This is a genomic window from Xanthomonas sp. MLO165 (assembly GCF_018831305.1).
GTDB lineage: Bacteria > Pseudomonadota > Gammaproteobacteria > Xanthomonadales > Xanthomonadaceae > Xanthomonas > Xanthomonas arboricola.
In genome coordinates, this window is sequence record NZ_CP029263.1 from 1,065,297 (window position 1) to 1,091,158 (window position 25,862).

Annotated in this window: 19 protein-coding genes and 5 tRNA genes; 21 read left to right on the plus strand and 3 right to left on the minus strand. The window is 64.4% G+C overall.

Annotated features, from left to right (window positions below; translation table 11 throughout):
• Window positions 1-63: 63 nt before the first annotated feature.
• From DGN21_RS04545 to hemA, 3 genes are read right to left on the minus strand one after another with little or no spacing between them, the layout of a single operon-like run.
• Window positions 64-1,770, minus strand: a complete 1,707-nt coding sequence (locus DGN21_RS04545) for a tetratricopeptide repeat protein (RefSeq protein ID WP_126966978.1) — start codon at window positions 1,768-1,770, stop codon at window positions 64-66.
• Window positions 1,767-2,852, minus strand: a complete 1,086-nt coding sequence (gene prfA / locus DGN21_RS04550) for a peptide chain release factor 1 (RefSeq protein WP_046345802.1) — start codon at window positions 2,850-2,852, stop codon at window positions 1,767-1,769. The genes DGN21_RS04545 and prfA overlap by 4 nt, the downstream gene beginning before the upstream one ends.
• Window positions 2,830-4,128, minus strand: coding sequence for a glutamyl-tRNA reductase (hemA, locus tag DGN21_RS04555; protein WP_065031998.1), 1,299 nt, complete (start codon window positions 4,126-4,128; stop codon window positions 2,830-2,832). The genes prfA and hemA overlap by 23 nt, the downstream gene beginning before the upstream one ends.
• Window positions 4,129-4,193: 65 nt before the next feature.
• Between hemA and DGN21_RS04560 the strand changes: the two genes are divergently transcribed.
• The 21 genes from DGN21_RS04560 to rpoC all read left to right on the plus strand — a co-directional run bounded on the left by DGN21_RS04560 (window position 4,194) and on the right by rpoC (window position 25,669).
• Window positions 4,194-5,882 carry a tetratricopeptide repeat protein gene (locus DGN21_RS04560; protein WP_126966977.1) on the plus strand — a complete coding sequence of 563 codons (1,689 nt, stop codon included), beginning with the start codon at window positions 4,194-4,196 and terminating at the stop codon, window positions 5,880-5,882.
• Window positions 5,879-6,532, plus strand: coding sequence for a lipoprotein insertase outer membrane protein LolB (gene lolB / locus DGN21_RS04565; RefSeq protein WP_126966976.1), 654 nt, complete (start codon window positions 5,879-5,881; stop codon window positions 6,530-6,532). The genes DGN21_RS04560 and lolB overlap by 4 nt, the downstream gene beginning before the upstream one ends.
• Window positions 6,514-7,401, plus strand: coding sequence for a 4-(cytidine 5'-diphospho)-2-C-methyl-D-erythritol kinase (ispE, locus tag DGN21_RS04570; RefSeq protein ID WP_126966975.1), 888 nt, complete (start codon window positions 6,514-6,516; stop codon window positions 7,399-7,401). Before lolB ends, ispE begins: the two co-directional genes overlap by 19 nt.
• A 3-nt stretch (window positions 7,402-7,404) precedes the next feature.
• Window positions 7,405-7,481: transfer RNA gene (locus DGN21_RS04575), tRNA-Gln, on the plus strand.
• Window positions 7,482-7,667: 186 nt separating this feature from the next.
• On the plus strand, window positions 7,668-8,627 hold the full coding sequence (locus DGN21_RS04580) for a ribose-phosphate diphosphokinase (RefSeq protein WP_002811729.1): 960 nt from the start codon (window positions 7,668-7,670) through the stop codon (window positions 8,625-8,627).
• A gap of 110 nt (window positions 8,628-8,737) precedes the next feature.
• Window positions 8,738-9,373 (plus strand): 50S ribosomal protein L25/general stress protein Ctc, encoded by a 636-nt coding sequence (locus DGN21_RS04585; RefSeq protein ID WP_016900688.1) that lies wholly within the window; start codon window positions 8,738-8,740, stop codon window positions 9,371-9,373.
• A gap of 49 nt (window positions 9,374-9,422) precedes the next feature.
• Window positions 9,423-10,007: an aminoacyl-tRNA hydrolase gene (pth, locus tag DGN21_RS04590; protein WP_065031994.1), complete on the plus strand. Its 585-nt coding sequence runs from the start codon at window positions 9,423-9,425 to the stop codon at window positions 10,005-10,007.
• 74 nt (window positions 10,008-10,081) lie between these two features.
• Window positions 10,082-11,173 (plus strand): redox-regulated ATPase YchF, encoded by a 1,092-nt coding sequence (gene ychF / locus DGN21_RS04595; RefSeq protein ID WP_054591844.1) that lies wholly within the window; start codon window positions 10,082-10,084, stop codon window positions 11,171-11,173.
• Window positions 11,174-11,327: 154 nt separating this feature from the next.
• Window positions 11,328-11,413, plus strand: a tRNA-Tyr gene (locus DGN21_RS04600).
• Between the two features lie 29 nt (window positions 11,414-11,442).
• Window positions 11,443-11,516 (plus strand) — tRNA-Gly (locus DGN21_RS04605).
• A 33-nt stretch (window positions 11,517-11,549) separates the two neighbouring features.
• Window positions 11,550-11,625: transfer RNA gene (locus DGN21_RS04610), tRNA-Thr, on the plus strand.
• Window positions 11,626-11,671: 46 nt separating this feature from the next.
• Complete coding sequence (tuf, locus tag DGN21_RS04615) at window positions 11,672-12,862, plus strand: elongation factor Tu (RefSeq protein ID WP_003486726.1); 1,191 nt, start codon at window positions 11,672-11,674, stop codon at window positions 12,860-12,862.
• A 106-nt stretch (window positions 12,863-12,968) separates the two neighbouring features.
• Window positions 12,969-13,044, plus strand: a tRNA-Trp gene (locus DGN21_RS04620).
• A 49-nt stretch (window positions 13,045-13,093) separates the two neighbouring features.
• Window positions 13,094-13,504 carry a preprotein translocase subunit SecE gene (secE, locus tag DGN21_RS04625; RefSeq protein ID WP_016900684.1) on the plus strand — a complete coding sequence of 137 codons (411 nt, stop codon included), beginning with the start codon at window positions 13,094-13,096 and terminating at the stop codon, window positions 13,502-13,504.
• Window positions 13,505-13,517: 13 nt separating this feature from the next.
• Window positions 13,518-14,075, plus strand: a complete 558-nt coding sequence (gene nusG / locus DGN21_RS04630; RefSeq protein ID WP_047128216.1) for a transcription termination/antitermination protein NusG — start codon at window positions 13,518-13,520, stop codon at window positions 14,073-14,075.
• 199 nt (window positions 14,076-14,274) lie between these two features.
• Window positions 14,275-14,703: a 50S ribosomal protein L11 gene (gene rplK / locus DGN21_RS04635; protein ID WP_046345810.1), complete on the plus strand. Its 429-nt coding sequence runs from the start codon at window positions 14,275-14,277 to the stop codon at window positions 14,701-14,703.
• 3 nt (window positions 14,704-14,706) lie between these two features.
• Window positions 14,707-15,405, plus strand: coding sequence for a 50S ribosomal protein L1 (rplA, locus tag DGN21_RS04640; protein WP_016900681.1), 699 nt, complete (start codon window positions 14,707-14,709; stop codon window positions 15,403-15,405).
• Between the two features lie 549 nt (window positions 15,406-15,954).
• On the plus strand, window positions 15,955-16,488 hold the full coding sequence (gene rplJ / locus DGN21_RS04645; RefSeq protein ID WP_016900680.1) for a 50S ribosomal protein L10: 534 nt from the start codon (window positions 15,955-15,957) through the stop codon (window positions 16,486-16,488).
• Window positions 16,489-16,542: 54 nt separating this feature from the next.
• The gene (gene rplL, locus DGN21_RS04650; RefSeq protein WP_008574194.1) at window positions 16,543-16,908 is read left to right on the plus strand and encodes a 50S ribosomal protein L7/L12; all 366 of its coding nucleotides are present in this window, start codon (window positions 16,543-16,545) and stop codon (window positions 16,906-16,908) included.
• Window positions 16,909-17,202: 294 nt separating this feature from the next.
• Window positions 17,203-21,354 carry a DNA-directed RNA polymerase subunit beta gene (gene rpoB, locus DGN21_RS04655; protein ID WP_215825134.1) on the plus strand — a complete coding sequence of 1,384 codons (4,152 nt, stop codon included), beginning with the start codon at window positions 17,203-17,205 and terminating at the stop codon, window positions 21,352-21,354.
• 100 nt (window positions 21,355-21,454) lie between these two features.
• On the plus strand, window positions 21,455-25,669 hold the full coding sequence (gene rpoC / locus DGN21_RS04660; protein WP_126966317.1) for a DNA-directed RNA polymerase subunit beta': 4,215 nt from the start codon (window positions 21,455-21,457) through the stop codon (window positions 25,667-25,669).
• The last annotated feature ends 193 nt before the right edge of the window (window positions 25,670-25,862 follow it).

The window sequence follows — 25,862 nt, forward strand, 5'->3', positions numbered from 1 at the left end:
AGGGGTTGGGGTGAGGGTACAGCGGAGGACAGCCATCGACCTTGAAAAGGCAAGCAGCCCGCTCTAGTTACCCAACCAACCATGTTGGCGCGCGAGTGCTTGCATCAGATCCGCGAATCCGTCGGCAAACCCATCCATATCGAACACGCCCGACTCGCGCCGACGCTCCGCCACCCGCGCACGCAGCGCACTCAATGCCGCTGGGTCAGTCGCCAACGCCACCGCCTTGGCAACGAACGCAGCGTCATCGGCCACATTCATCTCATCCAGGCCCAGATGATGATTCAGGCTGCCGGCCACGCGCGCGGCAAATGTCTCGCCGGGCGTGGTCAACACCGGGCAACCGGCCCATAAGGCATCCGATGCGGTGGTATGCGCGTTGTACGGATGCGTATCCAGGAACAGGTCCGCATGCCGGTAGCGCGCCAGATACTGCGCGTGCGGCAGCTTCGGCATGAACACCAGGCGCTGCGCAGCCACGCCTTGCGTCTGCGCCACCGCACGCAGGCGTGCATCGGCCTCGCCCGGTCCGGACAACAGCCACAGCACGCTGCCCGGCACCGCACGCAACACGACCAGCATGCGCGCCATGCTGCGGGGATTGAGCTTGTAGCTGTTGTTGAAGCAGCACAGCACTACGCCATGCTCGGGCAAACCGCACTGCGCCCGCGACGGCGGCTCGGCGACCACGCGCGAGGTGTCCGACGGCTGAAACGCACCGTTCAGGCGCAGCACGCGCTCGCGGTAGAACGGCTCCAGCGACGACGGCAGCGCAAACGCATCGCCCAGCACATAGTCCATCCACGGCGCGCCCGACGTGCCCGGATATGCCAGCCAGTTGAGCTGCAGCGGCGCCGGCCGCAGTGCGAACACTTCCGGGCGCCCGCCACCGCCCCAGCCGCGCAGGTCGAACAGCAGATCGATGCGCTGGTCGCGGATGTGCTGCGCGGTGGCCAGGTGCCCGAGCGCGGTGACATCGTGCAGCGTGGTGGCTTGCGCCAGGCGCGCGCGGATCTCGCTGCGGTCGTCATGGCTGGTGGCGAACAGATGCAGTTGTAGCGCCGGCTGCCGGCGCTTCAGCGCTTCGAACAGCGCGACCGTCAGCAAGCCGGTGGGGTGCGCACCAAACCCGTTGGAAACGAAGCCGAGCCGCAACCCGCCCTGGCTGCGCATTGCAGTCGGCGGTAACGGGCGCAACATCGCAGCGACTGCCTGCGCGCGCGTCCGTGCACATGCAAGCTGTTCGGCAGCGCTGGTGTCCTCGCTCAGGAAGGCGAACGGTTCCACCGCGGCAGCGCCCTGCGCCACGGCACTGCGCACCTGCGCAGCGAGCGCATCCAGCTCACGCCAGTCGCACAGGCGGCGTCGCCAGTTGAGCAGTTGCGCAGCGATATACGGCTCATCGGGCAGCAGCTGATGCGCACGCGTATACGCGGCCGCGGCAGCTTCGGCCTGGCCTGCATCTTCCAATGCATGCCCCAGCCACAGCGCGATGCCCGGATGTTGCGGCACCAGGTCCGATGCCTGCTGCAACAACGCTGCCGCGTCGGCATGCCGTTGCTGCGTCCAGCGCACCCGGCCAAGCCGCGCCACCGCTTCCGGATGGCCTGGCTGCAGTGCAAGCGCGCGTTGTACCGCGGCCTCGCCTGCAACGATTGCGCCCATGCCGAGCTCGGCATCGGCCAGCATCAGCCATGCGATGAAGTCGCCCGGCTGGCGTCGCACCGCCTCGCGCAGCTGCAGCAGCTCGCGCGGGACCTGCGCACTCACGGGCTGTCGCTCAACCGTGCCAGTTCGTCGGCCTGATGCTCGTGCAGCAGTCGTGCGATCAGTGCATCCAGATCGCCTTCGATGATGTTGGGCAGGTCGTACAGCGTCAGGCCCTCCACGCGATGGTCGGTGATGCGGCCCTGCGGGAAGCTGTAGGTGCGGATGCGCTGGCTGCGGTCGCCGCTGCCGACCTGCAGCTTGCGCGTCTGCGCTTCGGCGGCGGCCGCCTTGCTGCGTTCGGCTTCCACCAATTGCGCCTTCAGCCGCTTCATCGCTTTGTCACGGTTGGCGTGCTGGCTGCGCTCGGTCTGGCATTCCACCACCACGCCACTGGGCACATGGGTGATGCGGATCGCCGACTCGGTCTTGTTGACGTGCTGGCCGCCGGCACCGGACGAGCGGAAGGTGTCCACCTTCAGGTCGGCCGGGTTGATCACGATCTCTTCCACATCGTCGGCTTCGGGAATGATCGCCACCGTCGCCGCCGAGGTGTGGATGCGGCCCTGCGACTCGGTCGCCGGCACGCGCTGCACACGATGGGTGCCGGATTCGAATTTCAGCCGCGAGTACGCGCCGCGTCCGACCACCCGTGCAACCACTTCCTTGTAGCCGCCGTGCTCGCCGGGGCTGTCGGATTCGATTTCCACCTTCCAGCCCTGGCGCTCGGCATAGCGCGCGTACATGCGGAACAGGTCGCCGGCAAAGATCGCCGCCTCGTCGCCGCCGGTACCGGCGCGTACTTCCAGGAACAGGTTGCCGTCATCGCGCGGGTCGCGCGGCACCAGCAGCAAGGCCAGTTGCGCATCCAGTTCTTCCAGGCGTGCCTGTGCGGCGGCGATCTCCTCTTCGGCCAGCTCGCGCATTTCCGGATCGTTGCGCATCGCCTCGGCAGCGCTCAGGTCGGCCTTGGCGCGCGCTTCGTCTTCCAGGGCCACGGCCACCGGCTCCAGCTGCGACAGTTCGCGCGACAGCGCGCGGAACCTGTCGTTGTTGTTGACCACATCGGGGTCGGAGAGCAGGTGCTGCAGTTCTTCGCGGCGCTCGGCCAGCGCTTCGAGCTTACGGCGCAGGGTCGGCGTCATCGGTCCTCACGATCGGGGTGGCTACAGGGGGATGTCGATAACCCGGCTTTTCCGGGAACAGCCGGTCGGCCGCGTTGGTCAAGTCCAGGTCGTTGTTGAGCGCGGCATCGCGCAGCGCGGCGGTGGGCGGATGCAGCAGCCGGTTGGTCAGCGCATGCGCCAGCTGTTCCAGTACTTCGTCGGCCGGCTTGCCGTTGTGCAATTGCTGGCGCGCCTTGGCCAGCAGTTCGTCGCGGGTGCTGTCGCCGAACGCGCGCAAGCGCTTGAGCGGCGCCTGGCGCGCGTTGGCCTGCAAGGTCTCGACATAGCGAGCCACCTGCAGGTCGATGATGGCTTCGGCCTGGTCGGCGGCTTCACGGCGGCCGCGGCGGTTGTCTTCCACCGCGCGTTCCAGGTCGTCCACCGTGTACAGGTAGGCGTCGCCGAGTTCGGCCACCGAGGCTTCGATGTCGCGCGGCACCGCCAGGTCGAACAGCAGCATCGGCTTGCGCTTGCGCGCGCGCAGTGCCTGTTCCACCTGCACCCGCGTCACGATCGGCTCGCGCGCGGCAGTGGCCGAGAACACCACGTCGGCTTCGGCCAGATGGCGGTCCAGATCGGTCAGCGGCAGCGCGTAACCGCCGTGCTGGCTGGCCAGCGTCTGCGCATGCGCAAGCGTGCGATTGGCGATCAACAAGCGGCGCACGCGGCCTTCGCTCAGATGCTTGGCCGCCAGCTCGATGGTTTCGCCCGCGCCGATCAGCAGCACGGTGGACTCGTTGAGCCGCGCGAAGGATTCCTGCGCCAGTCGTACCGCAGTGGAGGCCACCGACACCGGATTGGCACCGACGCGGGTATCGGTGCGCGCCCGCTTGGCGACCGAGAAGGTCTGCTGAAACAGGCGGTCCAGCCCGCTACCCAGCGCGCCATGTGCACGGGCCACTGCCCAGGCATCCTTGACCTGGCCCAGGATCTGCGGCTCGCCCAGCACCATCGAGTCCAGCCCTGTGGCGACGCGGAACAGGTGGCGCACCGCCGCTTCCTCCTGATGCTGATAGAGGTAACCACTCAAGCCCGGCGCATGGGTTTCCAGCCAGGTCACCAGGCTGTGCGGGTCGTCGGACATCGCATACAGCTCGGTGCGGTTGCAGGTGGACAGCAGCGCGGCCTCGCGCACCTGCGGCAACGCGCGCAGGGATTCGAGCGCGCGCGGCAACGCGTCACCTGCGAACGCCGCGCGTTCGCGCAGGTCCACAGGTGCGGTCTGGTGATTCAGTCCGAGCACCCACAACGTCATTGTTCAGTTGCTTGCGATAAGCTGGCGGCCATTCAGGGCCCCATTTTACGGCCCGGTTGCCCCCGATGCCTGTACCGATTCGCATCCTGTGTGTTCTTTTGCTGGTCGCAGTCTCCGCCAGCGCCACTGCAGCACCCAAGAAAGCACCGCCCGCGCCGCCGCCCGGTCGCGCCGGCGCCACCTCGCTGGAGCCGGTGCTCGCCGGCGAATTTGCCTTGCAGGCCGGGCAGTTGGACGATGCCGCCCGCGCCTACCTGGATGCCGCCAAGGCCGAGGCCGGCGACGCCGGGCTGGCCGAACGCGCCGCCCGCATCGCCATGCTGGCCAACGACGACCCGCGTGCGATCGAGGCCCTGGCGCTGTGGCGCTCACGCGCACCCTCGTCGATGTCCATGCGCAGTACCGAAGCCTCGCTGGCCTTGCGCCGCAACGACCTGCGTACCGCCCGCCGTGATCTGCTCGGCCTGCTCAAGGAGCCAGACCCGCGCGGCTGGCGCTTCGCCCTGATCGCCCTGGCCAATGGCGGGCGCGAGCCGGAAGCCTCCGCCGACGTGCTCGAGGACCTGGTCAAGGCCGGCGCCATCCCCAATCAGATCGAAGCCTGGCAGGAATTCGGCCGGCTTGCCTTGCGCATGGAGCGCCCGGCGCTGGCCAAGCGCATCGTCGACGAAGTGGTGCGCCGCTTCCCCGAAGAGCCGCGCGTGGCCTTGTTGCACGCCACCCAGCTGCAGCAGGAAGGCAAGAACGACGAAGCGCTGGCACTGCTGAAGAATGTCGAGCCGCAGGCGGTCAAGGATTCCGAGCTGCGTGGCGCGCTGGCGTTTGCCTACGACGCCATGGGGCAGACCGAAGCCGCCGCACGGGTGTTGTCGACCGGGCCGCAGGACACCCAGACCTACGGGCTGCGTGCCTCCATGCTGGCCAAGGAAAAGGATCGCACTGCGCTCGAGGCGCTGTACGGCGAGCTCAAGAGCAATGCCGCCAAGCCCGACCCTGACCGCCGCCTGCTGCTCGGCAAGATCGCCGAATTCCTCAAGCGCTACGACGAGGCGGTGGAGTGGTATCGCGGCGTGCCCGGCGGCCCGCAGCTGAGCGAGGCGCGCCTGCGCGCCGCCAGCGCCCTGTACGAGCTGGGCCGCAAGCCCGAGGCGCTCGCCGAAGCGCGCGCATTGCAGAGCGATGCCAGCGCCGACGACGACGCGCGTCGCGACGCCTATGTGCTCGAAGCCGAGCTGCACCAGCGCGCCGACGACGCAGCGGGTGAACTGGATGCCTTCGAGCGCGGCCTGGCCGCCTATCCGGACGACGGCGCGCTGCTGTACGCCCGCGGCCTGGCCTGGGAGCGCCGCGACGATGTCGCGCGTGCCGAGGCCGACCTGCGCAAGATCCTGGTGGCCGAACCGGAAAACGTGGCGGCGCTGAACGCGCTGGGCTACACCCTGGCCGACCGCACCACCCGCTACAAGGAAGCGCTGGCGCTGATCGACCGCGCCCGCACCGCCGACCCGGACAACCCGGCCATCGTCGACAGCTACGGCTGGGTGCTGTATCGCATGGGCCGCACCAAGGAAGCCCTGGTGCAGCTGCGCCGCGCCTGGGCGCTGGTCAAGGACCCGGAAATCGCCGCGCACGTGGGCGAGGTGCTGTGGGTCAGCGGCAAGCAGGACGAAGCGCGGCGCTACTTCGATGAGGCGCGGCGTCTGGATCCGGACAACCGCGCGCTGCAACGCGCCCTGGAAAAATTCGGGCTATGAGCGGGACGATCCGAACACTGGCCCTGAGCGGGCTGGTGCTGGTCGGGCTGTCGGCCTGCGTCAGCGTGCCGCGCGGGCAGGGCGGTGGCGCCGCAGTGGTCGCGCAGGTTTCCGAGGGTGCGCGGCAGGCCGAAGCCGCACGTCAGGCCTGGCTGCAGGCGCATCCGGTCTGGTCGTTCCAGGGCCGGGTGGCGATCAGCAAGGGCAGCAATGGTGGTAGCGGCCGCATCGACTGGCAGCAGGACGGTGCGCAGTATCGCGTGCAGCTCAGTGCGCCGGTAACCCGGCAGAGCTGGGTGCTCACTGGCGACACCGCCAGCGGCGCCGGACGCCTGGAAGGGCTGGACGGCGGCCCGCGCAGCGGTCCGGATGCCGAGCAGGTGCTGCTTGAAGCGACCGGGTGGACCATCCCGGTCAACCAGATGCCGGACTGGGTGCGCGCGCTGCGCATCGCCGACGCCGGTGCCGAACGCGCCGATCTGGATGCGGCCGGGCGGCCGCGTACCGTGCAGCAGGATGGCTGGACCATCGACTTTCTCGCCTGGGCGCCGGCCGGCGCCGGGCAACCCGAGCTGCCGCAGCGCATCGAAGCCCGCAACGGCGAGGCCAAGGTGCGCCTGTTGGTCGATCAATGGACGGTATCGCCCTGATGTCCGCGCTGGAGACGGGCTGGTCGGCCTGGCCTGCGCCGGCCAAGCTCAACCTGTTCCTGCAGATCGTCGGGCGCCGCGCCGATGGCTACCACCTGCTGCAGACCGTGTTCCGGCTGCTGGACTGGGGGGACACCATTCATCTTCGTGTGCGCAACGACGGCCTGATCCGGCGCATCGGCGACAGCCTGCCCGGCGTGGCGGAAGCCGATGACCTGGTCATCCGGGCCGCGCGCCTGCTGCAATCCAGCGCGGGGACGCAGGCCGGCGCCGACATCCGGGTCGACAAACGCATCCCCGCCGGCGGCGGCTTCGGCGGCGGCTCGTCGGATGCCGCCACCGTGCTGGTCGCGCTGAACGCCTTGTGGGGCCTGGGCTTGCCGGTCGACACGCTGGCCGAACTGGGGCTGCGGCTGGGTGCCGACGTGCCGGTGTTCGTGCGCGGGCACAATGCCTGGGCCGAGGGTGTCGGCGAGCGACTGTCCCCGATCGGTCTCCCGGCAGCGTCCTACGTGCTGGTCGATCCGGGAATTCACGTGCCCACCCCGGTCTTATTTCAATCACGGGAATTGACGCGGGATGCCGCGCCCGTGAAAATAGCGGACTTCGCTTCGGGTTCCCTGCTCGACAATGCGTTCGAGCCGGTCCTGCGGCGCCGTGAACCCGCCATCGAGGCAGTGTTCCAGGCGCTGTCCAGGATCGGGATGCCGCGTTTGACCGGGTCGGGGAGCGGGTGTTTCGTCGAATTCGCCACGCGCGCTGCTGCAGAGCAGGCCATGGCGCAGTTGCCGGACAACCTGAGGGCGTGGGTCGTGGAAGGTGCAGCGCACTCGCCACTGCTCGACGCGCTGGACGCGAGACAGGTTTGATGCAGGGGCGTCGCCAAGAGGCCCAAGGCACCAGGTTTTGATCCTGGCATTCGTAGGTTCGAATCCTACCGCCCCTGCCAGTTGTTGATGCAGGTCCCTCTGCAGCAGTCGTATATGCAGGTCCCCTGCAACAGCCGTATATGCAGGTCCCTCTGCAACAGCCCGCACATCCATGTGCGGGGATTCAACGAAAAGCCCGGCATTTGGTCGGCTTTGTCCAGCTCCATCATCGCCCGCACGCTCTTTGCCGCCGCCCGAGAGATCCCATGCAAGACCAACGTAACCTGCTGGTGTTCTCCGGCAATGCCAACAAGCCGCTTGCCCTGAGCATCTGCAAGGAGCTCGGCGTTCGCATGGGCAAGGCGCTGGTCACGCGCTTCTCCGATGGCGAGGTACAGGTCGAGATCGAAGAAAGCGTGCGCCGGCAGGAAGTGTTCGTGATCCAGCCGACCTGCGCGCCGAGCGCGGAAAACCTGATGGAGTTGCTGGTGCTGATCGACGCGCTCAAGCGCGCCAGCGCCGCGTCGGTGACCGCGGTCATCCCGTACTTCGGCTACTCGCGCCAGGACCGTCGCATGCGCTCCTCGCGCGTGCCGATCACTGCCAAGGTCGCCGCCAAGATGATCTGCGCAATGGAGGCCGACCGCGTGTTGACGGTCGATCTGCACGCCGACCAGATCCAGGGCTTCTTCGACGTGCCGGTCGATAACGTCTATGCCTCGCCGCTGCTGCTGGCCGACATCTGGCGCGCCTACGGCACCGACAACCTGATCGTGGTATCGCCGGACGTGGGCGGCGTGGTGCGCGCGCGCGCCGTCGCCAAGCGCCTGGACGATGCGGATCTGGCCATCATCGACAAGCGCCGTCCGCGCGCCAACGTCGCCACGGTGATGAACATCATCGGCGATGTGCAGGGCAAGACCTGCGTGCTGGTCGACGATCTGGTCGACACCGCCGGTACCCTGTGCGCCGCCGCAGCAGCGCTGAAGCAGCGCGGCGCGCTCAAGGTGGTGGCCTACATCACCCACCCGGTGCTGTCCGGCCCGGCAGTGGACAACATCAACAATTCGCAGCTCGACGAGCTGGTGGTCACCGACACGATTCCGCTGAACGAAGCTGCGCGCACCTGCGCCAAGATTCGTCAGCTGAGCGTGGCCGAACTGCTGGCCGAGACCATTCGCCGCATCGCCTTCGGCGAGTCGGTGAGTTCGCTCTACGTCGACTGATGCCGCATTCGGTGCCCGGAGTTCCGGGTGCCGGTACCACGTCTCGCCTGGTCGCGGGTGAGACGCTTCATCGCCGCGAGGCGGTATTCCAATCTAGGTAGTGAAACAACATGGCAAAGACTCACGAAATCAAGGTCGAGCGCCGCGCGAACGAGGGGAAGGGTGCGAGCCGCCGCCTACGTCACGCTGGCGTCATTCCGGCCATCGTTTACGGTGGCGAACTCGAGCCGGTCAGCATCCAGCTCAACCACGAGCAGATCTGGCTTGCCCAGCAGAACGAGTGGTTCTACTCGTCGATCCTCGACCTGAACCTCAATGGCGACGTGCAGCAGGTGCTGCTGCGTGACATGCAGCGCCATCCGTTCAAGCAGCTGATCATCCACATCGACTTCCAGCGCGTCAGCGCCAACGAGAAGCTCAGCGCCGCCGTGCCGCTGCACTTCATCAACGAAGCAGCATCGCCGGCCGGTAAGTCCAGCGAAGTGGTCGTCACCCACGAACTCAACGAAGTTCAGGTCGTCTGCCTGCCGAAGGATCTGCCGGAGTTCATCGAAGTGGACCTCGGTGCCCTGGAAGTGGGCAACGTGATCCACTTGTCCGAGATCAAGCTGCCGGCCGGTGTGGAAATTCCGGAGCTGAAGCTGGGCAAGGAGCACGACGTGGCGGTGGTTGCTGCCAAGCACGTGCGGATCGAGGAAGAAGACGCTGCCGGTGAAGAAGGCAGCGAAGGCGCCGAGACCAAGTAAGCCGTCGGCCGATCCCTCGCACTGCGCGGGATCGGCTGCGGTCACTGGCATGTCTGCACTCCGCCTGATTGTCGGACTCGGGAATCCCGGTCCGGAACACGCGCAAACCCGGCACAACGCCGGGTTTCGTTTCGTCGATGCCCTCGTCGAGCGCCATGGCGTGCGCTGGGGGCTGGACGCCAAGTTGTTCGGCGAGACCGCCAAGGTCGAGATCGCCGGGCAATCTGTCTGGCTGCTCAAGCCGGCCACCTTCATGAATCTCAGCGGCAAATCGATCACCGCCGCGTTGCGGTTCTGGAAGATCGAGCCGGAGCAACTGCTCGTTGCACACGACGAACTGGATCTTGCGCCGGGCATCGCGCGGCTCAAGTTCGATGGCGGCCACGGCGGCCAGAACGGCCTGCGCGACACCATTCGCCTGCTCGGACACGGTAAATTCCATCGCTTGCGGATCGGCATCGGCCATCCCGGCCACAAGGACCGTGTGGTGCCCTGGGTGCTGGGACGGGCAGGGCGCGACGACGACGCGGCAATCGGCGCTGCGGTGGACGCGGCCATCGATGTCCTGCCGCTGGCACTGCAAGGTAATTTCAACGAGGCGATGAAGCGCCTGCATACCAGCAGGGATGCGTGATTGGGGATTGGGGATTTGCAGCCGTGCGGCATGGCGAATCTCCAATCCCGAATCCCAAATCCCGGATGTGACCCATGGGTATCAAATGCGGCATCGTCGGCCTGCCCAACGTCGGCAAGTCGACCCTGTTCAATGCGCTGACCAAGGCGGGCATCGCTGCGGCCAATTTTCCGTTCTGCACCATCGAGCCGAACGTCGGCATCGTGCCGGTGCCGGATCCGCGCCTCAATCAACTGGCTGAGATCGTCAAGCCGCAGAAACTGATTCCGACCGCGGTTGAGTTCGTCGATATCGCCGGCCTGGTGGCGGGTGCGGCCAGCGGCGAAGGGCTGGGCAACAAGTTCCTGGCGCATATCCGCGAAGTCGACGCGATCACCCACGTGGTGCGTTGCTTTGAAAACGACGACGTCATCCATGTGAACAACAAGGTCGACCCGATCAGCGATATCGAAACCATCGATACCGAACTGGCATTGGCCGATCTGGACAGCGTGGAAAAGGCGCTCAACCGTGCCGAGCGTAGCGCTAAGGGTGGCGACAAGGATGCTGCGGCGCGCAAGCCGGTGCTGGCCAAGTTGCAGGCCGCGCTGTCCGATGGCAAGGCGGGGCGTGCAGCCGGCCTGGATGATGATGAAAAGGCGCTGGTGCGCGATCTGTTCCTGTTGACGCTCAAGCCGGTGATGTACATCGCCAACGTGCTAGAGGACGGTTTCGAGAACAATCCGCACCTGGACGCGGTGCGTCGGCATGCGTTGGCCGAAGGTGCGGAAGTTGTGCCGGTCTCGGCAGCGATCGAGGAAGAGCTGTCGCAGCTCGACGACGAGGACCGCGACACCTTCCTGGCCGACCTGGGTCTGGACGAGCCGGGTCTGAATCGCGTCATCCGTGCCGCCTACAAGCTGCTTGGCCTGCAGACCTACTTCACCGCCGGCGTCAAGGAAGTGCGTGCGTGGACGGTCAGGGCTGGCTCGACCGCGCCGCAGGCGGCGGCGGTGATCCATACCGATTTCGAGAAGGGCTTCATCCGCGCCGAGACGATCGGCTTCGACGACTTCATCAAGCACCGCGGCGAAGCCGGTGCGCGCGATGCGGGGCGCCTGCGTCTGGAAGGCAAGGAATACCGCGTGCAGGAAGGCGATGTGCTGCACTTCCGCTTCAACGTCTGACCGGTTGCGCGCGACCCCGGTGGTCGCGCGTCTTCGGCACTGACGATCTGCTCAAAATTTTTGTTGACACCGCATGCATCCGACAACAAAATAACGGGCTGCTTCACCCCGAACCGAATTCGCCTCATCGCGCACCGGTCCGGTAGTAAAAGCTGGAGGGATACCCAAGCGGCCAACGGGGGCAGACTGTAAATCTGCTGGCTTACGCCTTCGGTGGTTCGAATCCACCTCCCTCCACCAGTTTCATGTTGTGGCATGCAGTTCCCGGCGCGGGAGTAGTTCAACGGTAGAACCTCAGCCTTCCAAGCTGATGGTGCGGGTTCGATTCCCGTCTCCCGCTCCATTGAACGCAAATGCATGGCATAATACAAAACTCGCTCACGTAGCTCAGTCGGTAGAGCACCTCCTTGGTAAGGAGGAGGTCGAAGGTTCGATTCCTTTCGTGAGCACCACTACTCAATCGTCTTCAACTCCAAACGATTACCGAGACACGCACCCATGGCAAAAGCTAAATTTGAGCGCACCAAGCCGCACGTGAACGTCGGCACCATCGGTCACGTTGACCATGGCAAGACCACGTTGACAGCCGCGCTGACCAAGATCGGTGCTGAGCGTTTCGGTGGCGAGTTCAAGGCGTACGACGCGATCGACGCGGCGCCGGAAGAGAAGGCGCGCGGCATCACGATTTCGACCGCCCACGTCGAATACGAGTCCCCGACCCGTCACTACGCGCACGTCGATTGCCCCGGCCACGCCGACTACGTCAAGAACATGATCACCGGTGCGGCGCAGATGGACGGCGCGATCCTGGTGTGTTCGGCTGCTGACGGCCCGATGCCGCAGACCCGTGAGCACATCCTGCTCTCGCGTCAGGTCGGCGTGCCGCACATCGTGGTGTTCCTGAACAAGGCCGACATGGTCGACGACGCCGAGCTGCTCGAGCTGGTCGAGATGGAAGTGCGCGAGCTGCTCAGCAAGTACGACTTCCCGGGCGATGACACCCCGATCATCCACGGTTCGGCGCGTCTGGCGCTGGACGGCGACCAGAGCGACATCGGCGTGCCGGCGATCCTGAAGCTGGTCGAGGCGCTGGATTCGTTCATTCCGGAGCCGACCCGAGACGTCGATCGTCCGTTCCTGATGCCGGTCGAAGACGTGTTCTCGATCTCCGGCCGCGGCACCGTGGTGACCGGTCGTATTGAGCGCGGCATCATCAAGGTTGGCGACGAAATCGAAATCGTCGGCATCCGCGACACCCAGAAGACCACCGTCACCGGCGTGGAAATGTTCCGCAAGCTGCTGGACCAGGGCCAGGCAGGCGACAATGCCGGTCTGCTGCTGCGCGGCACCAAGCGTGACGACGTCGAGCGCGGCCAGGTGCTGTGCAAGCCGGGTTCGATCAAGCCGCACACCGAGTTCGAAGCCGAAGTCTACGTGCTGTCCAAGGATGAGGGTGGTCGTCATACCCCGTTCTTCAAGGGCTACCGTCCGCAGTTCTACTTCCGCACCACCGACATCACTGGCGCCTGCCAGCTGCCGGAAGGCGTGGAGATGGTGATGCCGGGCGACAACGTGAAGATGGTCGTGACCCTGATCAACCCGGTCGCGATGGATGAAGGTCTGCGCTTCGCCATCCGTGAAGGCGGTCGTACCGTCGGCGCCGGTGTGGTTGCCAAGATCATCAAGTAAGTGCCTGCATCCAGTCGCCTTGCGGCGGCTGGTGCCAAACGAATGGCGGGCCGGCTGAACCGCGGTCCGCCTTCGTTGTCTTAGGGTTTGCGGTAAACGAGTACATACGCCAGTAGCTCAATTGGCAGAGCAGCGGTCTCCAAAACCGCAGGTTGGGGGTTCGAGTCCCTCCTGGCGTGCCACTCCTCTTTCCGGCCCAGCGATTCGGGTCAGATCGGTAACTAGAGCCGGATGAATAGCAAAATCGAGCCTTCCAAAAGCGCGTCTGCTGCCAGCGCTGATATCGTGAAATACGTCATCTCCGCGCTCCTGGTGATCGCGGGGTTGTTTGTGTGGTTCTGGTTTTCTGCGCCCGAGCGCGCCACCCAGTTTGGTGCCTGGACGCCGCAGTTGCGTGCGCTGGCAGTGATCGTGGGGCTGGTGGCCGGCGCATTCGTGTTTTTGGGAACCGGCAAGGGCCGGGAAACCCGTGAATTCATGTCCGAATCCAGGTTCGAGTTGCGCAAGGTGGTCTGGCCGACGCGTCAGGAAGCCATCCGCACCACCTGGGTCGTGATTGTCGTTGTGATCATTCTGAGTTTGCTGTTGGGCGGCTTCGACTTTGTCATCCAGAAGCTCACGCAGTGGTTCCTGGCTCGTTGAGGAGAATCAAGCAGTGAAGCGTTGGTATGTCGTTCACGCCTATTCAGGCTTCGAAAAATCTGTTGCGCAGGCATTGCGTGACCGTATCGCCCGTGCCGAGATGGAAGACCGTTTTGGCGACGTCTTGGTGCCGACCGAAGAGGTCATCGAAATGCGTGCCGGCCAGAAGCGTCGGTCCGAGCGCAAGTTCTTCCCCGGCTACGTGCTGGTGCAGATCGAGACCCACGAAGAGGCCGGTATCCCGCGCATCGACAATGAAAGCTGGCACTTGGTGAAGGAAACTTCCAAGGTGATGGGGTTCATTGGCGGCACTGCCGACCGTCCGCTGCCGATTCGCGACGAAGAGGCCGATGCAATCCTGCAGCGTGTGCAGGACGGCGTCGAGAAGCCGCGTCCGAAGGTGCTGTTCGAGCCGGGTCAGATGGTGCGCGTCACCGATGGTCCGTTCAACGACTTCAATGGCGTTGTGGAAGAGGTCAATTACGAGAAGAGCAGGCTGCGGGTTGCCGTGCTCATCTTCGGTCGCTCCACGCCGGTCGAGCTCGAGTTCGGTCAGGTCGAGAAGGGCTGACGCCGGCCGGGCGCCGTCTAGGCGTCCGACTTGAATGCTGCTATAGTGCGCGGCTCGCTGACCTGGCGAACCGCCGGGAACCAATGGCTGCCGCATGGCAGCCATCTGCGTGTGGTCAGAAACGTGAAGCCGGGACACGTGATTTCCCGGTCCGATGGGGAGCCTGCAGTCAAGGCGCTAGCACCCGGAGAGTATCGAAATGGCAAAGAAGATAACTGCTTACATCAAGTTGCAGGTCAAGGCCGGTCAGGCCAATCCTGCGCCGCCGGTCGGCCCTGCCCTGGGTCAGCGCGGTCTGAACATCATGGAATTCTGCAAGGCGTTCAACGCAGCGACGTCCAAGCTGGAGCCAGGTCTGCCGACGCCGGTGGTCATCACCGCGTACTCCGACCGTACCTTCACCTTCATCACCAAGAGCACCCCGGCCAGCGTGCTGCTCAAGAAGGCTGCAGGCGTGAGCTCCGGCTCTAAGCGCCCCAACACCGACAAGGTGGGCAAGGTGACGCGCAAGCAGCTGGAAGAGATCGCCAAGGTCAAGGAAGCCGATCTGACGGCAGCCGAGCTGGAAGCGGCAGTGCGCACGATTGCGGGTTCTGCCCGCAGCATGGGTTTGACGGTGGAGGGCTAAGACATGGCACAGAGCAAGCGCGTTAAGGCCATTGCGGCCGCTGTCGTTCCAGGCAAGACCTATGCCTTCGAAGACGCAATCAAGATCCTGAAGACCGTGACCAAGGCCAAGTTCGTCGAGTCGATCGACGTTGCCGTGCGCCTGGGCGTTGACGCCAAGAAGTCCGACCAGCAGGTGCGCGGTTCGACCGTGCTGCCGGCCGGTACCGGCAAGAGCGTGCGCGTTGCGGTGTTCGCGCCGGCCGGTGCCAAGGCTGACGAAGCCCTGGCCGCTGGTGCCGAGGCGGTGGGCATGGACGACCTGGCCGAGAAGATGCAGGCCGGCGATCTGAGCTACGACGTGGTCATCGCCACCCCGGACGCGATGCGCGTCGTCGGTAAGCTCGGCACCCTGCTGGGCCCGCGCGGCCTGATGCCCAACCCGAAGGTCGGCACCGTGTCGGCTAATCCGGGCGAAGCGGTCAAGAATGCCAAGTCGGGTCAGGTGCGTTACCGCACCGACAAGGCCGGCATCATCCACTGCACCATCGGCAAGGCCAGCTTCGATGACGAAGCGCTGAAGTCGAACCTGCAGGCGCTGTTGCTGGACCTGATCAAGGCCAAGCCGGCCACCTCGAAGGGGACCTACCTGCAGAAGGTGTCGGTCAGTTCGACGATGGGTCCTGGCGTGACGGTCGACCAGTCCAGCCTTGCGCTGAAGTGAGTTGAGGGGTCAGGCCTGTCATGGGCCTGACCCGTCTGTGTAGTACAGCATCGTTTTTCCGGCCCGGGTCACCGTGTGCTGGGAGTCCGTTCCCTCCTTTGGGGTAACGGACATTTTGAAGGCGATCGCCGGCATGTCCGGCGGTAGCCGTCAAAGACCGCAGGCGCGGTCAGCGCAGATCGACGACGGGCATGGATGCTCGCTTTGGCAAGGAGTCGCCGTCGATGCAGCGGGATCGCTTAATCAGGTTCGCAAGAGCCGGCCGGCGTAGATGGTGTCGCCCTTCTGGAGCTTTCTGGTTTACGCGCGTCTGGGACATCCCGGATCGAGCCCACTCCAGGTCTAGAACGGCCACCAAAGGAACATCGGTCGATGTTCCCGGCTTCCAGGAAGGAGGCTGCCCTGGACCGCAACCGGCAGGAGCCGCGAGCGGAGTAGTTTGAAGCTGGGATTGGAGATTCGGCATTGGGGATTGGCAGAAGCGGCTTCATCAGCTCTGGCGAATCCCGAATCGCTAATCCCGAATCCCGGCTTTAACGGAGGAGTGCAATGGCTCTCAATCTGTCTCAGAAGCAAGAAGTAGTCGCCGAGCTGGCAGACATCGCCGCCAAGGCTCACTCCTTGATCGCCGCCGAATACGCTGGCATCACGGTCTCCCAGATGACCGCGATGCGCAAGCAGGCCCGCGAAACCGGCGTGTTCTTGAAAGTTGTCAAGAACACCCTGGCTGCGCGCGCCGTTGAAGGTACTGATTTCGCTGTCGTCGCTGACAAGCTGGTCGGTCCTTTGCTGTATGCGTTTTCGATGGAGGAGCCCGGTGCTGCCGGTCGCCTGATCAAGGAATTCGCCAAGGGCAACGACAAGTTGCAGGCCAAGGTCGTGTCCATCGGCGGGGAACTGTTCCCGGCTGGCCACGTCGACGTGTTGGCTTCGCTGCCGACCCGCGATCAGGCCCTGGCCATGCTGGCCCGCGTGCTGTCCGAACCGGCTGCCATGTTTGCCCGTGCCGTCAAGGCCGTGGGCGACAAGCAGGGTGGTGGCGACGAAGCCGCCGCGCCGGTCGCCGAGACTGCCGAAGCTTGATGTCCTAGCGTTCGCTAGAACCCCAATCCAGAAAATCATTTAAAGGTAATCACAATGTCCCTTACCAACGAACAGATCGTCGACGCCATCGCCGAGAAGTCCCTGATGGAAGTGATGGAGCTGGTCAAGGCCATCGAAGAAAAGTTCGGCGTCTCCGCCGCCGCTCCGGTCGCTGCTGCTGCAGCTGGCCCGGCTGCCGTGGTCGAAGAGCAGACCGAGTTCAACGTGGTGCTGACCAATTGCGGCGCCAACAAGGTCGGCGTCATCAAGGCCGTCCGCGCCGTGACCGGCCTGGGTCTGAAGGAAGCCAAGGATCTGACCGAAGCCGGTGGCATGCTGAAGGAAGGCGCGTCGAAGGACGAAGCCGAGAAGATCAAGAAGGAACTGACCGAAGCTGGCGCGACTGTCGAAATCAAGTAAGCAGTCCCTTGCATCGCCAGCGTTTCACGGTGATGCACTGAAGGCTGGGAGCGTAAAGCTCCCGGCCTTTGGCCGTTGATGGAAAGCCGGGATTTGAGAGGCGGAATTCGGGATTCGAAGGCAATCTTCGCGCATCCCCAATCACGCGATTCCCAATCCCCGCTTCACCGAGTTGGTAGTTGGAAGTAGCGGGAGAAGGCGTGCTGGTGCCGGCAATACCAGCGACTTCCAACTGACAATTTTGTTATTTCAGGGCCGCCGCGACGCGGCCCCCGCAGCCTAGGGTGAAGACTCATGACGTCTTATTCGTTCACCGAAAAAAAGCGTATCCGCAAGGACTTCGGCAAGCAGCGCTCGATTCTCGAAGTGCCGTTCCTGCTTGCCATCCAGGTCGATTCCTACCGCGAATTCCTGCAGGAAGACGTGGAGCAGAACAAGCGTAAGGACCTCGGTCTGCACGCGGCATTGAAGTCGGTGTTCCCGATTTCCAGCTACAGCGGCAATGCCGCGCTGGAATACGTGGGCTATAAGTTGGGTCAGCCGGTGTTTGACGAGCGTGAATGCCGTCAGCGTGGCATGAGCTATGGCGCGCCGCTGCGCGTGACCGTGCGCCTGGTGATCTACGACCGCGAGTCGTCGACCAAGGCCATCAAGTACGTGAAGGAGCAGGAGGTCTATCTGGGCGAAATCCCGCTGATGACCGACAACGGTACCTTCATCGTCAACGGCACCGAGCGCGTCATCGTCTCGCAGCTGCACCGCTCGCCGGGTGTGTTCTTCGACCACGACCGTGGCAAGACCCACAGCTCGGGCAAGCTGCTGTATAGCGCCCGCATCATTCCGTACCGCGGTTCCTGGCTGGACTTCGAGTTCGACCCGAAGGACGCGCTGTTCACCCGTATCGACCGTCGCCGCAAGCTGCCGGTGTCGATCCTGCTGCGCGCGCTCGGCTACAGCAACGAAGAGATGCTGGCCGAGTTCTTCGAGATCAATACGTTCCACATCAATCCGGACGAAGGCGTGCAGCTGGAGCTGGTGCCGGAGCGTCTGCGTGGCGAAACGCTGAACTTCGATCTGGCCGATGGCGACAAGGTCATCGTGGAAGCGGGCAAGCGCATCACCGCCCGTCACGTCAAGCAGCTCGAAGCCGCCGGCGTCGCCGCGCTGGCCGTGCCGGACGACTATCTGCTCACCCGCATCCTGTCGCACGACGTGGTCGATGGTTCCACCGGCGAACTGCTGGCCAATGCCAACGACGAGATCACCGAAGACCAGCTGGCAGCGTTCCGCAAGGCCGGCGTCGATGCGGTCGGCACCCTGTGGGTGAACGATCTGGACCGCGGTCCGTACCTGTCCAACACCCTGCGGATCGATCCGACCAAGACCCAGCTCGAAGCGCTGGTCGAGATCTATCGCATGATGCGTCCGGGCGAGCCGCCGACCAAGGAAGCCGCACAGAACCTGTTCCACAACCTGTTCTTCACCTTCGAGCGCTACGACCTGTCCACGGTCGGCCGCATGAAGTTCAACCGTCGCGTCGGCCGCAAGGACGTGCTGGGCGAGTCGGTGCTGTACGACAAGAAGTATTTTGCCGAGCGCAATGACGAAGAATCCAAGCGTCTGGTCGCCGAGCACACCGACACCTCCGACATCCTGGAAGTGATCAAGGTGCTCACCGAGATCCGCAACGGTCGCGGCGTGGTCGATGACATCGATCACCTGGGCAACCGTCGCGTGCGTTCGGTCGGCGAAATGGCCGAGAACGTGTTCCGCGTGGGCCTGGTCCGCGTCGAGCGCGCGGTCAAGGAACGCCTGTCGATGGCCGAGTCCGAGGGCCTGACCCCGCAGGAACTGATCAACGCCAAGCCGGTGGCTGCCGCGATTAAGGAATTCTTCGGTTCCTCGCAGCTGTCGCAGTTCATGGATCAGAACAACCCGCTGTCGGAAGTCACGCACAAGCGTCGCGTCTCCGCACTGGGCCCGGGCGGTCTGACCCGCGAACGCGCCGGCTTCGAAGTGCGCGACGTGCATCCGACCCATTACGGCCGCGTCTGCACCATCGAAACCCCGGAAGGCCCGAACATCGGCCTGATCAACTCGCTGGCCGTGTTCGCCCGCACCAACCAGTACGGCTTCCTCGAGACGCCGTACCGCAAGGTGCTGGACGGCAAGGTCTCCGACGACGTCGAGTACCTGTCGGCGATCGAGGAAAACGAGTACGTGATCGCCCAGGCGAACGCGCTGACCGACGCCAAGAACATGCTCACCGAGCAGTTCGTGCCGTGCCGGTTCCAGGGCGAGTCGCTGCTCAAGCCGCCGGCCGAAGTGCACTTCATGGACGTCTCGCCGATGCAGACCGTGTCGGTCGCCGCGGCGCTGGTGCCGTTCCTGGAGCACGACGACGCCAACCGCGCACTGATGGGCGCCAACATGCAGCGCCAGGCCGTGCCGACGCTGCGTTCGCAGAAGCCGTTGGTCGGTACCGGTATCGAGCGTGCGGTTGCGCGCGACTCGGGTGTGACCGTCAATGCCTTGCGTGGTGGCGTGATCGAGCAGATCGACGCGGCCCGCATCGTGGTCAAGGTCAACGAGGCAGAAATCGGCGGCGGCACCGATGCCGGCGTGGATATCTACAACCTGATCAAGTACACCCGCTCCAACCAGAACACCTGCATCAACCAACGTCCGCTGGTGAACGTGGGTGACGTGATCGCACGCGGCGACGTGCTGGCCGACGGCCCGTCCACCGACATCGGTGAGCTGGCGCTGGGTCAGAACATGCTGATCGCGTTCATGCCGTGGAACGGCTACAACTTCGAAGACTCCATCCTGCTTTCCGAGCGCGTAGTGGAAGAAGATCGTTACACCACGATCCACATCGAAGAACTGACCTGCGTTGCGCGCGACACCAAGCTGGGGCCGGAGGAAATTTCCGCCGACATCCCGAACGTGTCCGAGCAGGCCCTGAACCGTCTGGACGAGAGCGGCGTGGTGTACATCGGTGCGGAAGTGCGCGCCGGCGACATCATGGTCGGCAAGGTCACGCCGAAGGGCGAGAGCCAGCTGACGCCGGAAGAAAAGCTGCTGCGTGCGATCTTCGGTGAGAAGGCGTCCGACGTGAAGGACAGCTCGCTGCGCGTGCCCCCGGGCATGGACGGCACCGTCATCGACGTGCAGGTCTTCACCCGCGACGGCATCGAGAAGGACAAGCGTGCGCGTCAGATCGAAGAGTCCGAAATCAAGCGCGTCAAGAAGGATTTCGACGACCAGTTCCGCATCCTGGAAGCGGCCATCTACGCACGTCTGCGCTCGCAGATCGTGGGCAAGGTCGCCAACGGTGGTCCGAACCTGAAGAAGGGCGACAACGTCACCGACGCGTATCTGGACGGGCTGAAGAAGTCCGACTGGTTCCAGCTGCGCATGAAGGACGAAGACGCTGCCGATGCCATCGAGCGTGCGCAGAAGCAGATCCAGGCGCACGAAAAGGAATTCGAGGCACGCTTCGCCGACAAGCGCGGCAAGATCACCCAGGGCGACGACCTCGCACCGGGCGTGCTGAAGATGGTCAAGGTGTTCCTGGCAGTGAAGCGCCGCATCCAGCCGGGCGACAAGATGGCAGGCCGCCACGGCAACAAGGGTGTGGTCTCCAACGTCGTGCCGGTCGAGGACATGCCGTACATGGCCACCGGCGAGCCGGTCGACATCGTGCTGAACCCGCTCGGCGTGCCGTCGCGTATGAACATCGGCCAGATTCTGGAAGTGCATCTGGGCTGGGCCGCCAAGGGCCTGGGTCGCAAGATCCAGCGCATGCTGGAAGCCCAGGCCGCGGTCAGCGAACTGCGCAAGTTCCTGGACGACATCTACAACCACGACAGCGCGATCAATGCACAGCGCGTGGACCTGTCGCAGTTCAGCGATGAGGAGTTGCTCAACCTGGGCAAGAACCTGGTCGATGGCGTGCCGATGGCCACCCCGGTGTTCGACGGTGCCAGCGAAGCGGAGATCAAGCGCATGCTGGAACTGGCCGAACTGCCGCAGAGCGGTCAGACCCAGTTGTACGACGGTCGTACCGGCGAAGCGTTCGATCGCAAGACCACGGTCGGCTACATGCACTACCTGAAGTTGAACCACCTGGTCGACGACAAGATGCATGCACGCTCGACCGGTCCGTACTCGCTCGTCACCCAGCAGCCGCTGGGCGGCAAGGCGCAGTTCGGTGGTCAGCGCTTCGGTGAGATGGAAGTCTGGGCGCTGGAAGCCTACGGCGCGGCCTACACCCTGCAGGAAATGCTGACGGTGAAGTCCGACGACGTGCAGGGCCGCAACCAGATGTACAAGAACATCGTCGATGGTGAGCACGAGATGGTCGCGGGCATGCCGGAATCCTTCAACGTGTTGGTGAAGGAAATCCGCTCGCTGGCGATCAACATGGAACTGGAAGAGTGATCGAGCTGGATCCTGGCGCCGCGATGCGGCGCCGGGATCCGGAACGTACGGCCCTCGGTTTCATCTCAGCTACGAAATTCCTCCGACCCGGAGATATCAAATGAAAGACCTGCTCAACCTCTTCAATCAACAGCGCCAGACGCTGGATTTCGACGCGATCAAGATCGCGCTGGCATCGCCCGACCTGATCCGTTCGTGGTCCTACGGCGAAGTGAAGAAGCCCGAAACCATCAACTACCGTACCTTCAAGCCCGAGCGTGACGGCCTGTTCTGCGCCGCCATCTTCGGACCGATCAAGGACTACGAGTGCCTGTGCGGCAAGTACAAGCGCATGAAGCACCGCGGTGTGGTCTGCGAAAAGTGCGGCACCGAAGTCACCCTGGCCAAGGTGCGTCGCGAGCGCATGGGTCACATCGACCTGGCCTCGCCGGTCGCGCACATCTGGTTCCTCAAGTCGCTGCCCTCGCGCATCGGCCTGATGCTGGACATGACCCTGCGTGACATCGAGCGCGTGCTGTACTTCGAAGCCTACGTGGTCACCGAGCCGGGCCTGACCCCGCTCGAGCGCCGCCAGCTGCTGACCGAAGAGCAGTACCTGACCGCACGCCAGGAGTACAACGACGACTTCGACGCCGCCATGGGCGCCGAGGCCGTGTACGAGCTGCTGCGCACGATCGACCTGCAGTCGGAAATGACCCGCCTGCGCGAGGAAATCGCCAGCACCGGTTCGGAAACCAAGCTCAAGCGCCTCACCAAGCGCATCAAGCTGATCGAAGCCTTCCTGGAATCGGGCAACCGTCCGGAGTGGATGGTCATGACCGTGTTGCCGGTGCTGCCGCCGGATCTGCGTCCGCTGGTGCCGCTGGATGGTGGCCGCTTCGCGACCTCGGATCTGAACGATCTGTACCGCCGCGTGATCAACCGCAACAACCGTCTGCGTCGTCTGCTCGAGCTCAATGCGCCGGACATCATCGTGCGCAACGAGAAGCGCATGCTGCAGGAATCGGTCGATGCGCTGCTGGACAACGGCCGTCGCGGCCGTGCCATCACCGGCACCAACAAGCGTCCGCTGAAGTCGCTGGCCGACATGATCAAGGGCAAGCAGGGCCGGTTCCGTCAGAACCTGCTCGGCAAGCGCGTGGACTACTCCGGCCGTTCGGTCATCACCGTCGGCCCGTACCTCAAGCTGCACCAGTGCGGCCTGCCGAAGAAGATGGCGCTGGAGCTGTTCAAGCCGTTCGTGTTCGCCAAGCTGCAGCGTCGCGGCCTGGCCACCACCATCAAGGCGGCCAAGAAGCTGGTCGAGCGCGAAGAAGCCGAAGTCTGGGACATCCTGGAAGAGGTGATCCGCGAGCATCCGGTGCTGCTGAACCGTGCGCCGACCCTGCACCGTCTGGGCATCCAGGCGTTCGAGCCGGTGTTGATCGAAGGCAAGGCCATCCAGCTGCATCCGCTGGTGTGTACTGCATTCAACGCCGACTTCGACGGTGACCAGATGGCCGTCCACGTGCCGCTCTCGCTGGAAGCCCAGCTGGAAGCGCGTGCGCTGATGATGTCCACCAACAACATCCTGTCGCCGGCCAACGGCGAGCCGATCATCGTGCCGTCGCAGGACGTGGTGTTGGGCCTGTACTACATGAGCCGCGCCCTGGAGAACAAGAAGGGCGAGGGCATGGTGTTCGCCAACACCAGCGAAGTGAAGCGCGCCTACGACAACCGCGTGGTGGAACTGCACGCCAAGGTCAAGGTCCGCATCACCCAGGTGGACGTGGAAGCCGACGGCAAGCGCAGCAGCGGCACCTCGATCGTGGACACTACGGTCGGTCGTGCACTGCTGAGCGAAATCCTGCCCGAAGGCCTGCCGTTCCAGCTGGCCAACACCGAGATGACCAAGAAGAACATCTCGCGTCTGATCAACTCCAGCTACCGTCTGCTGGGCTTGAAGGACACCGTCGTGTTCGCCGACAAGCTGATGTACACCGGCTATGCCTACGCAACCCGCGCAGGCGTGTCGATCGGCATCGACGACATGCTGATCCCGGACGAGAAGAAGGGCATCCTCACCGAGGCCGAAGCCGAAGTGCTGGAAATCCAGGAGCAGTACCAGTCCGGTCTGGTCACCGCCGGCGAGCGCTACAACAAGGTCGTGGACATCTGGTCGCGTACCAGCGAGCGCATCGCCAAGGCGATGATGGACACCATCGGTACCGAGAAGGTCGAAAACGCCAAGGGCGAGACCATCGACCAGAAGTCGATGAACTCGCTGTACATCATGGCCGACTCCGGTGCGCGTGGTAGCCAGGCGCAGATCCGTCAGCTGGCCGGCATGCGCGGCCTGATGGCGCGTCCGGACGGCTCGATCATCGAGACGCCGATCAAGGCGAACTTCCGCGAAGGCCTGAACGTGCAGGAGTACTTCAACTCCACCCACGGTGCCCGTAAGGGTCTGGCCGATACCGCGCTCAAGACCGCGAACTCGGGTTATCTGACCCGTCGTCTGGTCGACGTGGCGCAGGACGTGGTGATCACCGAAGTCGATTGCGGCACCACCGAAGGGTTGATCATGACCCCGATCGTGGAAGGCGGCGACGTGGTGGAGCCGTTGAGGGAGCGCGTGCTGGGCCGTGTGGTGGCCGAGGACGTCTACCTGCCGGGCAACGACGAAGAGCCGATCGTCACCCGCAACACGCTGCTGGACGAAGCCTGGGTTGCCAAGCTGGAAGACGCCAGCGTGCAGTCGGTGAAGGTGCGTTCGACCATCAGCTGCGAGTCCTCGTTCGGCGTGTGCGCACGTTGCTACGGTCGCGATCTTGCACGCGGTCACCAGGTCAACATCGGTGAAGCGGTCGGCGTCATCGCCGCCCAGTCGATCGGCGAGCCGGGTACCCAGCTGACCATGCGTACGTTCCACATCGGTGGTGCGGCATCGCGTGCGGCGGCAGTGGACAACATCACCGTCAAGACCACCGGTTCGGTGAAGTTCAACAACCTCAAGTCGGTGGCGCACGCCAGCGGCGCGTTGGTCGCTGTCTCGCGTTCGGGCGAACTGTCCGTGCTCGACGGCCACGGCCGCGAGCGCGAGCGTTACAAGCTGCCGTACGGCGCCACCATCACCGCCAAGGACGGTGATGCGGTCAAGGCCGGACAGAGCGTGGCGAACTGGGATCCGCATAACCACCCGATCGTGTCGGAAGTGGCCGGCTTCATCCGCTTCATCGACTTCGTCGACGGCGTCACCGTCATCGAGAAGACCGACGAACTGACCGGTCTGGCCTCGCGCGAAATCACCGACCCGAAGCGTCGCGGTGCACATGCCAAGGAACTGCGCCCGATCGTGCGCATCGTCGATGGCAAGGGCAACGACCTGACGATCCCGAATACGGATCTGCCGGCCCAGTACCTGTTGCCGCCGCGCTCCATTGTCAACCTGCAGGACGGCGCCGCCGTCGGCGTGGGCGACGTGGTTGCCAAGATCCCGCAGGAAGCGTCCAAGACCCGCGACATCACCGGTGGTCTGCCGCGCGTTGCCGACCTGTTCGAAGCACGCAAGCCGAAGGATCCTGCGATCCTGGCCGAGCGCTCGGGCATCATCAGCTTCGGTAAGGACACCAAGGGCAAGCAGCGCCTGATCATCAAGGACACCGATGGGTCGGAACACGAAGAGCTGATCCCGAAGTACCGCCAGATCATCGTGTTCGAAGGCGAGCATGTGACCAAGGGCGAGACCGTGGTGGACGGCGAGCCGAGCCCGCAGGACATCCTGCGTCTGCTGGGTGTCGAGCCGCTGGCTGCGTACCTGGTCAAGGAAATCCAGGACGTGTACCGCCTGCAGGGCGTGAAGATCAACGACAAGCACATCGAGGTGATCACGCGCCAGATGCTGCGCAAGGTCGAGATCGTCGACCAGGGCACCAGCAAGTTCCTCAACGGCGAGCAGGTCGAGCGCCAGCGCGTCATCGAGGAAAATGTCCGCCTGGTCAAGCGCAACGAGCTGCCGGCCAAGTACGATCCGGTGCTGCTGGGTATCACCAAGGCCTCGCTGGCCACCGAGTCGTTCATCTCGGCGGCCTCGTTCCAGGAGACCACCCGCGTGTTGACCGAGGCTGCCGTGCGCGGCACCCGCGACAACCTGCGCGGTCTGAAGGAAAACGTGATCGTGGGTCGTCTGATCCCGGCCGGTACCGGCCTGGCGTATCACGCCGGACGTCGCAAGTCGTCGGGTCTGACCGACTCGGAAATGGAAACGCTGTCGGGCAAGCCGGCGGTGGCCGAACCGGTCGCAGCCGTGGCCGACGCTGGCGCGGACGAGGAGTAAGCGCTCCGACGGCGGTCGCAAGACCGCCGTAAGCCAAGCGAAAAGGAGGGCAGGAGGCCCTCCGTTTTCCGGCCTTGGATGGGCCAGCAGGGTTAGAATTCCGTGAAGTTGACGGAGTTTCGTCCTGCCAGCTATACTTCCCTGTCTCGGCGGGCCGTTTTTCGGCCTGCCTTTGTTTTCGTGCAAGGCCGTC